Source organism: Pseudomonas putida (assembly GCF_022627325.1).
Lineage (GTDB): Bacteria > Pseudomonadota > Gammaproteobacteria > Pseudomonadales > Pseudomonadaceae > Aquipseudomonas > Aquipseudomonas putida_X.
Window position 1 is genome coordinate 1 of record NZ_JAETZZ010000027.1, and the last position, 16,100, is coordinate 16,100.

Below are 16,100 nucleotides of genomic sequence, written 5' to 3' on the forward strand. Positions count from 1 at the left end.
TGCTCTGGCCGTTAGCCAGAGTGACCACCAGTGGGCTACCGGTGACCGGAGCGCTAACCGACGCCGTGTAGGTGACCACCCCGCCTTCGACAACCGAGGCATTGGCAGTCAGGGTCACGGTCGACGTATCGAGCGTATCGCTGACGTTAGTTACGGCTTCAGCCGGATTCACTGCGAGGTTCTCGAAGTCACCACCGGTGGTACCAGTGACGGTGGCTTTGACCTGGCCCGCGTCTTTGTAGACGTCATCGGCCGGAGCTGCGACGGTCACTTGGCCAGAGGTCTGGCCGGCCGCGATATTGATGGTCGCGCCGTTGCTCAGCGTCACGGTCATCGCCGTACCCGCTGGGTTGCTCAGCGTGGCGGTGTAGACGATCTGACCGCCTTCAGCGACATCGCCAGTGGCGCTCAGCACCAGGCTGGTAGTCGCCTGGGTAGCGGGGCTGTCGGTAACAGTCGTGGTTGGAGTACCTGCGGTATCCAGCTTCTCGTAATTGCCGCCGTCGACCTTGGTAATGCTGTTGGTCAGCGGTGCATTGGTGTTGTAGACGTTGTTTGGCGCGGTGAAGTCGACCGAGCCGGACGATTCGCCGACACCGATGGTGATGGTTTGGCCGTTAGCCAGAGTGACCACCAGTGGGCTGCCGGTGACTGGGGCCGACACCGACGCGGTGTACACCACGGTGCCGCCCTCGACCACGCTTGGAGTGGCGGTCAACGTGACGGTCGACGTGTCGAGCGTATCGCTGACGTTGGTCACGGCTTCAGCCGGATTGACTGCGAGGTTCTCGAAGTCACCACCGGTGGTACCAGTGACGCTGACTTTGACCTGGCCCGCGTCTTTGTAGACGTCATCGGCCGGAGCGGCGACGGTCACTTGGCCAGTGGTCTGGCCGGCCGCGATATTGATGGTCGCGCCATTGCTCAGCGTCACGGTCATCGCCGTACCCGCTGGGTTGCTCAAGGTCGCGGTGTAGACGATCTGGCCGCCTTCGGCGACATCGCCGGTGGCACTCAGCACCAGGTTGGTGGTCGCCTGGGTAGCCGGACTGTCAGTGACCGTGGTGGTCGGGGTGCCGGCGGTGTCGAGCTGTTCGTAATTCCCGCCTTCAACCTTGGTGATACTGTTGGTCAGCGGTGCATTGGTGTTGTAGACGTTGTTCGGTGCGGTGAAGTTGACCGAGCCGGACGACTCGCCGACGCCAATGGTGATGGTTTGACCATTGGCCAGGGTGACCACCAGTGGGCTGCCGGTAACTGGGGCCGACACCGAGGCGGTGTACACGACGGTGCCGCCCTCGACCACGCTTGGAGTGGCGGTCAGGGTCACCGTGCTGGTATCGAGCGTGTCGCTGACATTGGTCACGGCTTCAGCCGGATTGACTGCGAGGTTCTCGAAGTCGCCACCGGTGGTGCCGGTGACGGTGACTTTGACCTGACCGGCGTCTTTGTAGACGTCATCCGCCGGGGCTGGAACAGAGACAGTGCCGTTGGTTTGGCCAGCCGCGATATTGATGGTCGCGCCGTTGCTCAAGGTCACGGTCATCGCCGTGCCCGCCGGGTTGCTCAGCGTGGCGGTGTAAACGATCTGACCGCCTTCAGCGACATCGCCAGTGGCGCTCAGCACCAGGCTGGTAGTCGCCTGAGTAGCGGGGCTGTCGGTAACAGTCGTGGTTGGAGTACCTGCGGTATCCAGCTTCTCGTAATTACCGCCCTCGACCTTGGTAATGCTGTTGGTCAGCGGCGCATTGGTGTTGTAGACGTTGTTCGGTGCGGTGAAGTCGACCGAGCCGGACGATTCGCCGACGCCAATGGTGATGCTTTGACCGTTCGCCAGGGTCACGACCAGCGGCGAACCGGTGACCGGAGCGCTAACCGACGCCGTGTAGGTGACCACGCCACCTTCGACTACTGAAGCATTGGCGGTCAGGGTCACCGTGCTGGTATCGAGCGTGTCGCTGACGTTGGTCACGGCTTCAGCCGGATTGACTGCGAGGTTCTCGAAGTCGCCACCGGTGGTGCCAGTGATGGTGGCTTTGACCTGGCCAGCGTCTTTGTAAACGTCATCAGCTGGTGCGGCGACGGTCACTTGGCCAGAGGTCTGGCCGGCTGCGATATTGATAGTCGCGCCGTTGCTCAGGGTCACAGTCATCGCGGTGCCGGCTGGGTTGCTCAGCGTGGCGGTGTAAACGATCTGACCGCCCTCGGCGACATCGCCAGTGGCGCTCAGCACCAGGTTGGTGGTCGCCTGGGTAGCAGGACTGTCGGTGACTGTGGTGGTTGGAGTACCGGCAGTATCCAGCTTCTCGTAATTACCGCCTTCAACCTTGGTGATGCTGTTGGTCAGCGGCGCATTGGTGTTGTAGACGTTGTTCGGCGCAACAAAGTCGACCGAACCGGACGACTCGCCAACGCCGATGGTGATGGTTTGACCGTTAGCCAGGGTCACGACCAGCGGGCTGCCGGTGACCGGAGCGCTAACCGACGCCGTGTAGGTGACCACGCCACCTTCGACTACTGAAGCATTGGCGGTCAGGGTCACCGTGCTGGTATCGAGCGTATCGCTGACGTTAGTTACGGCTTCAGCCGGATTCACTGCGAGGTTCTCGAAGTCACCACCGGTGGTAACAGTAACGCTGACTTTGACCTGGCCGGCGTCTTTATAAACGTCATCGGCCGGTGCGGCGACGGTCACTTGGCCAGTGGTCTGGCCGGCCGCGATATTGATGGTCGCGCCATTGCTCAGCGTCACGGTCATCGCCGTACCCGCTGGGTTGCTCAAGGTCGCGGTGTAGACGATCTGGCCGCCTTCGGCGACATCGCCGGTGGCACTCAGCACCAGGTTGGTGGTCGCCTGGGTAGCAGGACTGTCGGTGACCGTCGTGGCCGGGGTGCCGGCGGTGTCGAGCTGTTCGTAATTCCCGCCTTCAACCTTGGTAATGCTGTTAGTCAGCGGTGCATTGGTGTTGTAGACGTTATTCGGCGCGGTGAAATTGACCGAACCGGACGACTCACCGACGCCGATGGTAATGCTCTGGCCGTTGGCCAGGGTCACGACCAGCGGGCTACCGGTGACTGGGGCCGACACCGAGGCGGTGTACACCACAGTACCGCCCTCGACCACGCTTGGAGTGGCGGTCAGGGTCACCGTGCTGGTATCGAGCGTATCGCTGACGTTGGTTACGGCCTCAGCCGGATTGACCGCAAGGTTCTCGAAGTCACCACCGGTGGTACCAGTAACGCTGACTTTGACCTGGCCGGCATCTTTGTAGACGTCATCGGCCGGAGCTGCGACGGTCACTTGGCCAGTGGTCTGGCCTGCAGCGATGTTGATGGTCGCACCGTTGCTCAAGGTCACGGTCATCGCCGTGCCGGCTGGATTGCTCAAGGTCGCGGTGTACACGATCTGACCACCTTCAGCAACATCGCCGGTGGCGCTCAGCACCAGGTTGGTAGTCGCCAGCGTAGCCGGGCTGTCGGTGACCGTCGTAGTTGGAGTACCCGCAGCATCCAACTTCTCGTAATTCCCGCCCTCGACCTTGGTGATGCTGTTGGTCAGCGGAGCGTTGGTGTTGTAGACGTTGTTCGGAGCGGTGAAGTTGACCGAGCCGGAGGACTCGCCGACACCGATGGTGATGGTTTGGCCGTTAGCCAAGGTTACGACCAGCGGCGAACCAGTAACAGGCGCCGATACCGAGGCGGTGTACACCACGGTACCGCCCTCGACCACGCTTGGAGTGGCGGTCAACGTGACGGTCGACGTGTCGAGCGTATCGCTGACGTTGGTAACGGCCTCAGCCGGATTGACCGCGAGGTTCTCGAAGTCACCACCGGTGGTGCCGGTGACGGTGGCTTTGACCTGCCCGGCGTCTTTGTAGACGTCATCGGCCGGGGCCGGAACAGAGACCGTGCCGGAGGTCTGGCCGGCCGCGATGTTGATAGTTGCGCCGTTGCTCAAGGTCACGGTCATCGCCGTGCCCGCCGGGTTGCTCAGCGTGGCGGTGTAAACGATCTGGCCGCCCTCGGCCACATCGCCGGTGGCACTCAACACCAGGTTGGTAGTCGCCTGCGTAGCCGGGCTGTCGGTGACCGTCGTAGTTGGAGTACCCGCGGTATCCAGTTTCTCGTAGTTACCGCCGTCGACCTTGGTAATGCTGTTGGTCAGCGGGGTGTTGGTGTTGTAGACGTTATTCGGCGCAACAAAGTTGACCGAACCGGACGACTCGCCAACGCCGATGGTGATGGTTTGGCCGTTGGCCAGGGTCACCACGAGTGGGCTGCCGGTGACTGGGGCCGACACGGACGCGGTGTACACCACAGTACCGCCCTCGACCACGCTTGGAGTGGCGGTCAACGTGACGGTCGACGTGTCGAGCGTATCGCTGACGTTGGTAACGGCCTCAGCCGGATTGACCGCAAGGTTTTCAAAGTCACCACCGGTGGTGCCGGTGACGGTGGCTTTGACCTGCCCGGCGTCTTTGTAGACGTCATCGGCCGGGGCCGGAACAGAGACCGTGCCGGAGGTCTGGCCGGCCGCGATGTTGATAGTCGCGCCGTTGCTCAAGGTCACGGTCATTGCCGTGCCCGCTGGGTTGCTCAAGGTCGCGGTATAGACGATCTGGCCGCCTTCAGCGACATCGCCAGTCGCGCTTAGCACCAGGTTCGTGGTCGCCTGGGTAGCCGGGCTATCGGTGACTGTGGTGGTCGGAGTGCCAGCGGTGTCGAGCTGTTCGTAATTGCCGCCTTCAACCTTGGTGATGCTGTTAGTCAGCGGTGCATTGGTGTTGTAGACGTTGTTCGGTGCGGTGAAGTTGACCGAGCCGGACGATTCGCCGACACCGATGGTGATGCTCTGGCCGTTGGCCAGGGTGACCACCAGTGGGCTGCCGGTGACTGGGGCCGACACGGACGCGGTGTACACCACGGTGCCGCCCTCGACCACGCTTGGAGTGGCGGTCAACGTGACGGTCGACGTGTCGAGCGTATCGCTGACGTTGGTAACGGCCTCAGCCGGATTGACCGCAAGGTTTTCAAAGTCACCACCGGTGGTGCCGGTGACGGTGACTTTGACCTGACCGGCGTCTTTGTAGACGTCATCCGCCGGGGCTGGAACAGAGACAGTGCCGTTGGTTTGGCCAGCCGCGATATTGATGGTCGCGCCGTTACTCAAGGTCACGGTCATCGCCGTGCCCGCCGGGTTGCTCAACGTGGCGGTGTAAACGATCTGACCGCCTTCGGCGACATCGCCAGTGGCGCTCAGCACCAGGCTGGTAGTCGCCTGAGTAGCGGGGCTGTCGGTAACCGTCGTGGTTGGAGTACCTGCGGTATCCAGCTTCTCGTAATTACCGCCCTCGACCTTGGTAATACTGTTGGTCAGCGGTGCATTGGTGTTGTAGACGTTATTCGGCGCAACAAAGTTGACCGAACCGGACGACTCGCCGACACCGATGGTGATGCTCTGACCATTGGCCAGGGTCACGACCAGCGGCGAACCAGTAACAGGCGCCGACACCGAGGCGGTGTACACCACGGTGCCGCCCTCGACCACGCTTGGGGTTGCAGTCAGGGTGACCGTCGACGTGTCAATGCTGTCGCTGATAGTGGTTACAGCGCCCTGGGGATTGATCGACAACTGCTCAAAATTGCCACCGGTGGCGCCGGTGATGGTAGCGGTGACTGTCGAGCCATTGTTGTAAACATCATTGGCCGGCGTCTGGAAGTCCACGCTGCCCGTGGTATTGCCCGCGCCAACGGTAATGGTCTGGCCGTTCGACAGCGTCACGGTCACCGGGGTCTGGGCGGGGTTGCTCAGGGTTACGGTGTAAGTGATCACGCCACCTTCGGTGACGCTTGGCGAAGCGGTAAGGGTCGCAGTCGTGTTGTCTACTGTATCGGTAACCTGAGTCACCGCAGGCGTCTGCGGCAAGGTCACGGTGATGCCAGTACCGCCACTGGCTCCCGTCACCGTGGCGGAAATCTGGCCGCCATCGACGTATGGGGTATCGTTAGCCGGGATCGTCACGTTCACGGTGCCGCTGGTCTGGCCCGCCTGAATGACGATCACTGCCCCATTGGACAGTGTTACGGTCAGGTTGGAAGTAGGTGCCTGGCCGACCGTCGCGGTATAAACGATAACGCCACCCGCTTCGGAGATCGAAGGGGTGGCGGTGAGGGTCAGCCCAGTGGCGACCGTTGCCGGAGTATCGGCGGTGGTGTCGTTGGCATCGGTATCCAGCCCGCCGACCTCCTCGTCATCAAGGTCGGCGGCGAAGCTCAGAGGGTCAGTCGGGAAACCGATGGTCGGGTCCACCGAGCCTGCTGTTTCTTCCAACAGCACAAAACTGTGCCCTCCGCCAACCGAACCGCCACCTGCCGCTGCAGGACCTGCTGCCGGCGCTTCCAGTTCGGTGGTAGGGTCCACGCCCGCAGCGATCGCTTGTTGCAGCTCTTCCACCGACGGCGCGGCCTGCGCGGTGGCCTGACCCAAGTCGGTGCTGCTGTCGGGTGCATCAGCGCTCCACTGGGTATCACGCCCCAGATCGAGCAAGCGACCATCGGCCAGTTCGAGGGTGACGGCACCACCCGGGCCGGTGAGCACTTCTTCACCGGCCAACAGGCGATCACCTTCAATGAGTACACGCCGGATGCCTTCTGGGGATACTGCGATGACTTGGCCAACAATACTTTTTACGATGGCTACAACGCTGCTCATTGGACTCTCCGGGTTACCCGATGTGATCTGGTTCCATGCTCCGAGCAGCGTTTACGTGCCACTGCAGACGCAAGTGTGTCGATAACTGTTTCCGGCATGCTTGACGTCAAAATATCGTCTATAACTGCCGGCTATTAACTTTATGCCAAAGTATTGACCTTCTAGTCGTCATCCTAAACAATTGGCAATGTAATGTCACATTGATATTTGAACGGTTGCTATCCCTTCCTTTAGTACTAATACCAGTGCCCCGTCGGAAGTTGCTCATCGGTCAAATCAGGTTGTCATTTTCCAGACCTGAACCGCTTCGACCGTGATTCAGGACAACAGCGCCCTCGGGGATCAGTAAAAATGCGTGCGTCACTGTTTACCGCTCTTCCATTCGCCTTTGCCGCCACTTTCGTACAAGCACAAACCTTGCCCGAAGCCATGCAGAAAGCCCTCGAGGTTCATCCGGAGATCCAGGCGGGTGTCAACGCCCGGGTGGCAGCCGATTACCAGTTGCGTGCAGCCCGGGGCGGCTATTTGCCGCGGGTAGACGTAACCGCTGGTTACGGACGTGAGGGGACTGACAGCCCTAGTACCGGCAACCGTTGGGAAACCCTCAATCGCGGTGAGTCAGCAATCCGTCTTCGCCAAATGGTTTTTGACGGTTTTGCCACGTCCAGTGAAGTAGGCCGTCAACAAGCCACCGTTAATGCACGCGCCTACTCGCTGATGGACACCTCTGAGCGCACCGCGCTCGACGTGGCCCAAGTTTATCTGGACGTGCTGTCGCGCCGCGAGATGGTCCGCCTTGCTGAGGAAAACCTGCGCAACCACGAACGCATCCTGGACCAGATCAAGCTGCGTACCAGCCGTGGTGTTGGCCGTCTGGCAGACCTTGATCAGGCCGAAGCCCGTTTGGCTCAAGCGCGCAACAACTTGATCACCGAGCAGACCAACCTTGCCGATGCCAACACCAACTTCCTCAGCGTGGTAGGCCAGATGCCGGATGAGCTGAGCGCCCCTGCGCCTTTCATCGACCTGCTGCCGGCGACTCTGGAAGAAGCGCGCGCGCAGATGGTAGAAAGCAGCCCAGTACTGCGCTCGGCAGAGTCGGACATCGCCGCGGCAGAAAAACAGTACGACGCAGCGAAGTCGAGCTTCTATCCGCGCTTCGATGCAGAACTCGGACGAACGGCCGATAACAACATCGATGGCACTGTCGGCCATAACAATGAGTGGCAGGCCATGCTGCGCATGAACTTCAACCTGTACGCCGGCGGCAGCAACAAGGCTGACCTGGAGTCCAAGTCATACTTGGCCAACCAGGCGCTGGATATTCGCAATAATGCCCTGCGCCAGCTCAACGAAGAACTGGGCCTGGCATGGAATGCGCAAGAGAACGCCAACGCCCAGCTGCCAATCGCCCAGCAATACGTCGATCACAGCAACCGCGTACGCAGCGCTTACCAGCAGCAGTTCAGCCTTGGCGAACGCACGCTGCTCGACTTGCTCGACAGTGAAAATGAAACCTTCACTGCTCAGCGCCGTCTGGTTGAGGTGAAGAACATACAATTGTTTACTCAATACCGAATCAAGGCGACCATTGGCCAACTGCTCAAGAGCCAGGGTGTCGTAGCACCGATGGCCACCGTTGTGCAGAATGACGTGAAACCGCGAGTGAACCTGCCAGGCATGAACTGAGCCGCACTCGCATCATCTACCCGCAAGGATGAAGAGAGCGCCGCGTGGAATCCGAAGTCAGTCGAGTGAACCTCAGCCACGATCCACGCAGTCAGCACGATGATCCGTTGCTGGATAGTCTGCTGACCCTGTGTGTTCTGCATCAGAAGCCTGCAAGCAGGGCCATGCTGACTACCGGCCTGCCCTTGCCGGCCCAGCGCCTGAGCCCGGATCTGCTCCCTCGCGCCGCTGCCCGTGCCGGGCTGCAAGGGCGGTTACTTCAGCGCAAGCTGGAGCAGATCCCGAGCATCGCCATGCCGGCCATGTTGCTGCTCAAAGAAGGCCGCAGCGCTGTGCTGGTGGGCTGGGAAAACGAAGACACCGCCCGCTTGCTGCTCAGTGAAAGCGACGGCGGTGAGATGCTGGTGAGCCGCGAGGCGCTGCAGGGCGACTACAGCGGCAAAGTGTTCTTCGCCCAGCCGCAGCACAAGTTCGATGTGAACCACGGCAATCTCATCCCGCGCGCCCGCTCGTGGTTCCGCGACACGCTGATGCGCAGCAAGTGGCTGTACATCGACGCCATCGCTGCCAGCCTGGTGATCAACCTGATTGCGCTGGCTGCGCCTTTGTTCGTGATGAATGTGTACGACCGGGTGGTTCCCAACCAGGCCACGTCGACGCTATGGGTGCTGGCGGTAGGCATCGGCTTTGCCTACATATTCGATCTGATTCTCAAAGGCTTGCGCGGCCTCTGTCTGGATCTTGCAGGCAAGAAGACCGATCTGATCATTTCAGCGACGCTGTTCGAGCGGATCGTCGGCATGTCGATGAAGTATCGCCCTGCGCGGGTCGGCAGCTTTGCCCAGAACATCCATGAATTCCAAGGTCTGCGCGACTTCCTCGCTTCGCTCACACTGACCACCCTGATCGATCTGCCGTTCACCCTGCTGATCCTGCTTGTCATCGCCATCATCGGCGGGCATCTGGTATGGATCCCGATCCTGGCCTTCCCGCTTGCATTGGGCATCGGCTATGCACTGCAGAAGCCGCTGATGGCGACCATGGAGCGCACCATGGCGCTGGCATCGGAGCGCCAGTCCAGCCTGATCGAAACGCTGGCCGGCCTGGACGCAGTCAAGGTCAACAACGCCGAGAGCGAACGCCAGTACATGTGGGAGCAGACCCTTGGCACCCTCAGCCGCCTCGAGCTGCGCGTCAAGGTGCTGTCGAGCCTGGCCATGAACATCACCTTGCTCATCCAGCAGTTGGCGGGCGTGGCGATGATCTGCGTTGGGGTTTACCTGATCATCGACGGCAACCTGAGCATGGGCGGCCTGGTCGCCTGCTACATGCTCAGCGGGCGCGCCCTCGGCCCGCTGAGCTCGCTCAACGGTTTGCTGGCCCGCTACCAGCAGGCCAAGGTGACCATGGTGGCCACCGACCAGATGATGGAGCTACCGCAGGAGCGCAATTTCGAAGAGCGTCCGCTGAGCCGTCAGGTGCTGCAGGGCGCGGTCGAATTCCGGGGTGTAGATTTCACCTACCCCAATCAGCAGAACATGGCGCTCAAAGGTATCAACCTGAACATCCGCCCGGGTGAGAAGGTCGGCATCATCGGGCGCAGCGGCTCGGGCAAAAGCTCGCTGGCAAAGCTCATCGTCGGCCTGTACGAGGCAGACAATGGCTCCTTGCTGGTCGATGGCGTGGACATCCGCCAGATCGACGTCAGTGAGTTGCGCCATAACGTCGGCTATGTCCCGCAAGACATTCAATTACTGGCAGGCACCTTGCGCGACAATCTTGTCAGCGGTGCCCGCTACATTGAAGACGAACTGATCCTGCAAGCTGCCGAGCTGGCCGGCGTGCATGAATTCGCTCGCCTGCACCCCGACGGCTACGAACTGCAGGTTGGCGAACGCGGCCAGAACCTTTCCGGTGGGCAGCGGCAGAACGTCGCCCTGGCCCGGGCGCTGCTGCTCAACCCGCAGATCCTGCTGTTGGACGAGCCCACCAGTGCCATGGACAACACCGGTGAAGAACGCCTCAAGCAGCGCCTGGCCGCCGTCATCGAAGGCAAGACCGTTTTGCTGGTCACCCACCGGGCGTCTTTGCTGTCGCTGGTGGACCGGTTGATCGTCATCGACCGAGGACAGATTGTTGCGGATGGCCCGAAAGCCGCCGTCATGGATGCGCTGAAAAAGGGGCAGATCAGTGTTGCATAAGCTGGATATAGGGCGTTTCAAGGACAGCCTGCGCCGTTACTTCAAAGGTTCGGAATCCCTTGCCGGGCAACCGCTGCCCGAGGTCAACAAAGCGCTGATCGAAGACGCACCGCGCATCGTGCGCCTGACCATCTGGGGCATCATCGCCTTCTTCCTGGTCATGATCGTCTGGGCCAGCGTGGCTCCCATCGATGAAGTTACCCGCGGTGAAGGCAAGGCCATTCCATCCTCCAAAGTGCAGAAAATTCAGAACCTGGAAGGGGGCATCGTCGCGCAGATCTATGCCAAGGAGGGGCAGATCGTCGAAGTTGGTGAGCCATTGCTGCGGCTGGACGAAACACGCTTCGCCTCTAACGTTGGTGAAACCGAAGCCGATCGTCTGGCGATGGCCCTGCGGGTGCAGCGCTTGAGCGCAGAAGTGGACGACAAGCCGCTGCAAATCGATGAAGAGCTGCGCAAGGCCGCACCGAACCAGGCCGCCAGCGAGCAGTCGCTGTATCAGAGCCGGCGTCAGCAGCTGCATGATGAGATCAGCGGCCTGGAACAGCAACTGGTGCAGAAACAGCAGGAACTGCGCGAGTTCACCTCCAAGCGGGCACAGTACGCCAACAGCCTGCAGTTGCTGCGCCAGGAAATTGCCATGTCCGAGCCCCTGGTAGCCCAAGGCGCTATCTCCCAGGTGGAAGTGCTACGTTTGCGCCGCGCAGAAGTTGAAAACCGCGGGCAGATGGACTCCACCGCACTGGCGATTCCGCGCGCCGAAGCGGCTATCAAGGAAGTGCAGAGCAAGATTGAAGAAACCCGTGGCAAGTTTCGCAGCGAGGCGCTGACCCAGCTCAACGAGGCACGTACCGAGTTGAACAAGGCCACCGCCACGGGCAAGGCGCTGGATGACCGGGTCAACCGCACAATGGTCAGCTCACCGGTACGCGGCATCGTCAAGCAGCTGCTGGTAAACACTGTCGGTGGCGTGATCCAGCCGGGCAGCGATATCGTCGAGATCGTGCCGCTGGATGACAGCCTCGTAGTCGAGGCGAAGATCCTGCCCAAGGACATCGCATTCTTGCACCCCGGCCAAGAAGCGACGGTCAAGTTCACAGCCTACGACTACACCATATACGGCGGTTTGAAGGCCACGCTGGAGCAGATCGGTGCCGACACCATCACCGATGAAGACAAGAAGACCACGTACTATCTGATCAAGCTGCGCACGGAAAAAAGCCACTTGGGCACCGACGAGAAACCTTTGCTGATCATCCCGGGAATGGTAGCGACGGTGGATATCATGACCGGCAAGAAGACCATCATGAGCTACCTGCTAAAACCGATCATGAAGGCCCGCTCTGAAGCCCTGCGCGAACGCTGACTGTCACACGTGCAGCACTGAGGAGGGTGCTGCACGTGCTCTCTCCGGCGCAGTCAGCGCCACGGGGCGGGCTCACCCACCAACTGCCCCTGAATACCTTGAACCTCCATTTCCAGTAGTACCTGTCGCTCTCCTTCGGTCTCGACCCGTTCAGCAATCAGCGGCAGATCAATACTGTGCGCTGCCCGCTGAATGGCTTCGATGAACAAACGCTTGTGTTGCTCATGGTCGATATTGCGGATGTAGCTTCCGTCGATCTTCAGGTACGCCAGGCCCAAGTGCGCCAGGTTGCCGATCATGCTGAAGCGGCCACCAAAACGCTGCAGCGCCAGCCCGAAACCAAGCCCGTGCAAGCGTCGAGTCAACTGCTCGAGCACGGCTTGCGCAGGCAATTGCTCTTCACCGATTTCCAGGACCAGGCGCGACCCGAGTGCAGTGTATTGCCCAAGCAGATCGTATACCCGCTGCAGAGCGTTGGGGTCGGCCAAGGTCGCAGCCGACAGGTTGAGCGCAAGCACCTGATCATGGCTACGCAAGTGCGCCAGCACTTTTTCAAGCACCAGTACATCCAGCCGCGGCATCCAGCCAAAGCGCTCCAGCCACGGCAGAAAGCGGCCGGCCGGGACTGCCTCGCCGTCATCATCGTGCAGCCGGGAAATGACTTTGTAATGCAGTACGCGCTGCACGTCCTTGCAATCCACAACCGGTTGGAAGAACAGTTCGAACTGGCCGTTGACGAAGGCTTGCTCAAGCCGCGTGTGCCAGTCGTGATGGCTATCGCCAGCAATAGCCGCGGCACCTTGCTCAAGGCAAACCCAGCCGGGTGTCGGCTGGTTTTCAGCCCGGGCCAGGGCCTCATCGGCAAGTTTCAACAGCGCTTGCGGCGCATCGCCCGGGCTGAATGGCGCAAGGCCGATACAAGCTACCGGGTCGACATCGGTGGCGCCCGTCTCGTGCAGGCTCTGTAGCGTAGCCTCCAGGGCCTGGGCAAGCTGTACTGCCTCTTCGTGCACCATGCCTGGGGCAAGCACAGCGAACTCACCGCCACGGCTGCGGGAAATCAGGTCGTTGGTCTCCGGGAACTTGGCACAGGTACGCTGCAGCTGTACGCCGACCGCCTGCAACAGCTGGTCGGTTCGTTGGCCACCCAAGCGGGCGTTGAGGCCTGTGAGGTCCTGAACACGCAACAACAGCAGGTAACCGGCCCTCGCCTCTTCAAGGTTGCTGACTCGGGTATTGAGCTGCATTTCAAAGTACCGGCGGTTGGAAAGCCCGGTCAGGCTGTCCTGATACGACTCGGTACGTAGCCGCTCGCTGCGCTCAGCCTGCTCGTTGAACAAGGCCTTGAGCTTCTCGACCATCTGGTTCATGGCTTGCACCACACGACGCAACTCGGGCGTGCGCGGCAGCTCAGGCAGGCTGAGGAACTCGCGGCGGGCGATGGCGTGGGACTGCTCGACCATGTAGTCCAGCGGCCGCAATTGGCGACGTAACAGCAAGGCTCCGAGTACTGCGCTCGCTGCGCCGCAGAGCAGCAGCCAGCCCAGGCTGCCCAAAGCGCTCTGCCAGAGTTTGGAGATGGCGAACATCGGGTGGCTGATGACTTCGACACGCGCAGCTTGTTGCCAACCTCGGCTGACGATGGCATCACCGCCGGCGGCTTCGAGGCCGATCAAGTGGATGAACCACGCAGGGACACCACCCGGGTCCGGCTCGGCGTGACGCTCCACCAGCACCGCATTTGAGCCTAGGTCGACGACCTTGATGCTCGAATAATAGCCACTGTCAAAGATCGAGCTGACCATCAGCTCTACCATCGCCGGGTCATCGATGTTCGGCGTCAACGAAAGCGCTAGCGCCGTGGCAGCATCCTGGGCATGTGAGCGCAGCTGGTTGACGTACTGGCTGCGTGAACTCTCCAGGCTGACCATGAAGCTGCCGCTGAACGCGACCACCAGGAACAGGCAAATGGCCAACAGCAATTGTTTGAACAGTGACATCTGTGCTCCTTCAGTAAACCGGTTCGGCCGGGAACCCTTCGGCCTGCATTTTCTTTAGCAAGTCCTGCCAGCGAGACAAACGCTTGGTGTCACCGACTTTCTTGTTACCCGCAGCCCCGGTCAACCAGAGGCCTTCACCATTGAAGGCGTAGACCGGCAAGAGGTCAGTACGCTGGCTGGCCGGCTTGATCGCGTCCATCAGGCTATCGAGTACCAGCGGCTGGGCTTGTGGGCTTGAATAATAGGTCAGCACCATGTGCGCGCGATTCTGGCGCAAGGCCTTGACGTAGGTGATGCGCAGCTTTTCACTTGGAATGCCCATGCGTCGCAGGCTGAAATATTTGGCGATAGCATAGTCTTCACAATCGCCAGCGCCCTTGATCAAGGCCTGAATGGGCGTGGCCCAATAGTCGACTTCATGCCATAGGTCGATGTCTTCGACATAGCGCAACTGCTGGTTGAAAAACTGGTTGGCTGCCTGCAAGCGTTGTAGCTCGGAGCCTTGGTTTTGAGTGGCCATCATCCTCTGCCAGGCATCGATGCGACCTTTGCCAGCGCCCAGTGGGCCATACAGGGTCTGCGACTTGCGACTGATCTCGGAAAAATCCCAATCCGCACGCAAACCGCCCAGCAGCAAGCTGCCCAGCAAAACGGCAAGGCCGACACGTCGCGCGGCGGTTTTGATTACCGAGGGTATCGCCACTGCGAAGACCTGCTCAGACCAGTCGAAAGCAGCGATGGTGCGGCCTGTCAGCATAAAAAACAATGGCATCCTGCAATCATCCCTCCGGTGGTCGGGTACCCAAGACTTTCCAGTTAATGCTTTGTATATGTCGCTTCCTTTGCCAGGCGTCTTCCTCCACCATATCTCAAGGCCTTGTTTTCGCTCGCCCCACCGAGGGCGCTGGTTTGACAAGGGGCCTTGGCTGTTACTAGTGTCATTGGATCCAACTTTAGGCGTCGAGGCAGACTTCGCGTGGCCGAGAAAATCAAACTCAGCAATGTGCTGGCGAGCGAACAGCTACCGGCAAACCTGGCTCGTGGCGTGATCGAAGAACGCTTACGCAGTGCCATACTCGATGGCCGCCTGCCGCCCGGTACCGCCGTGCGCCAACAAGAACTGGCTACCCTGTATGGCGTCAGCCGCATGCCTGTGCGTGAGGCGCTGCGCCAGCTGGAAGCGCAATCATTGCTCAAGGTGGAGATGCACAAGGGCGCGGTTGTGGCACCCTTGATTGGCGAAGATGCGGTCGACAGTTATGCATTGCGGGTTCTGCTTGAGTCCGAGGCGCTGCGCCAATCCATTCCCCTGCTAGATGCCGATGATATCGCCCGCGCACGTGGTTACATCCGGCAATTGGAAAGCGAGACTCGCCACGCCGAGATCGGCCGCCTTAACCGGCTATTCCACATGGCCTTGTACTGCAAGGCTCAGAACCAGAAACTCCTGCAGCTGATCGAGAACGAGCTCAACGAGGAGGAGCGCTTCTTGCGTTTTCATCTGTCGTCGATGGGCCTGGGCAAGCTGACCCAGGACGATCACAACGCGCTGGCGGATGCCGCCAACGACAAGCTGGTCGATGAGGCCGTGAGGGTGTTGGAGCAGCATCTGAACAATGGCGCGCGGGTTATCAGGAATTACCTGGACAAGCAGGCAACTGAGTAAGCGGGCTTGCACTTGACGGTTGCCAACACGCTGTAGCGACTACCGCAGCAGGCTGGTTATCTGGCTGCCCAGCGGTTGCAGGCACAACGCATGGCGAAGCTACGCGCATACCCGGAAAAGACAAAGCCCCTGTCTGCAGCGCAGACAGGGGCTTTGGATTTGAATCTTGACGATGACCTACTCTCACATGGGGAAACCCCACACTACCATCGGCGATGCATCGTTTCACTGCTGAGTTCGGGATGGGATCAGGTGGTTCCAATGCTCTATGGTCGTCAAGAAATTCTGTGTGCCGGTCCGTCCTGTGGACGTACCCGCGAATCTCTATGGTTCCTACTTAAAGACAAAACCCCTACCTGCTCGCGCAGATAGGGGTTTTGCGAAATGAATCTTGACGATGACCTACTCTCACATGGGGAAACCCCACACTACCATCGGCGATGCATCGTTTCACTACTGAGTTCGG

General features: G+C 60.4%; 7 protein-coding genes and 2 rRNA genes. 4 read left to right on the forward strand and 5 right to left on the reverse strand.

Annotation, left to right across the window (positions count from 1 at the left end):
• Positions 1-6,712, reverse strand: a 6,712-nt coding sequence (locus tag JNA92_RS25390) for a retention module-containing protein (protein WP_241807200.1), incomplete at its 3' end; no start/stop codon positions are given.
• Between the two features lie 351 nt (positions 6,713-7,063).
• On the opposite strand from JNA92_RS25390, the gene JNA92_RS25395 reads away from it, so the two are divergent.
• From JNA92_RS25395 to JNA92_RS25405, 3 genes are read left to right on the forward strand one after another with little or no spacing between them, the layout of a single operon-like run.
• Positions 7,064-8,401, forward strand: a complete 1,338-nt coding sequence (locus JNA92_RS25395) for a TolC family outer membrane protein (protein WP_241807201.1) — start codon at positions 7,064-7,066, stop codon at positions 8,399-8,401.
• 44 nt (positions 8,402-8,445) lie between these two features.
• A complete protein-coding gene (locus tag JNA92_RS25400; RefSeq protein ID WP_241807202.1) occupies positions 8,446-10,602 on the forward strand; it encodes a type I secretion system permease/ATPase in 2,157 nt (718 codons plus the stop codon).
• The gene (locus JNA92_RS25405; RefSeq protein WP_241807203.1) at positions 10,592-11,968 is read left to right on the forward strand and encodes an HlyD family type I secretion periplasmic adaptor subunit; all 1,377 of its coding nucleotides are present in this window, start codon (positions 10,592-10,594) and stop codon (positions 11,966-11,968) included. Before JNA92_RS25400 ends, JNA92_RS25405 begins: the two co-directional genes overlap by 11 nt.
• Positions 11,969-12,021: 53 nt before the next feature.
• Here JNA92_RS25405 and lapD read toward each other — a convergent pair whose 3' ends face one another.
• A complete protein-coding gene (gene lapD, locus JNA92_RS25410; protein ID WP_241807204.1) occupies positions 12,022-13,968 on the reverse strand; it encodes a cyclic di-GMP receptor LapD in 1,947 nt (648 codons plus the stop codon).
• A 10-nt stretch (positions 13,969-13,978) separates the two neighbouring features.
• Positions 13,979-14,740 (reverse strand): cysteine protease LapG, encoded by a 762-nt coding sequence (gene lapG / locus JNA92_RS25415; protein WP_241807205.1) that lies wholly within the window; start codon positions 14,738-14,740, stop codon positions 13,979-13,981.
• A 204-nt stretch (positions 14,741-14,944) separates the two neighbouring features.
• On the opposite strand from lapG, the gene JNA92_RS25420 reads away from it, so the two are divergent.
• Positions 14,945-15,634 carry a GntR family transcriptional regulator gene (locus tag JNA92_RS25420; RefSeq protein ID WP_241807206.1) on the forward strand — a complete coding sequence of 230 codons (690 nt, stop codon included), beginning with the start codon at positions 14,945-14,947 and terminating at the stop codon, positions 15,632-15,634.
• Positions 15,635-15,798: 164 nt separating this feature from the next.
• Here the strand turns inward: JNA92_RS25420 and rrf (JNA92_RS25425) are convergent.
• Positions 15,799-15,914, reverse strand: a 5S ribosomal RNA gene (gene rrf / locus JNA92_RS25425).
• 109 nt (positions 15,915-16,023) lie between these two features.
• Positions 16,024-16,100: ribosomal RNA gene (gene rrf, locus JNA92_RS26255) — 5S ribosomal RNA — on the reverse strand; the annotation flags it as partial.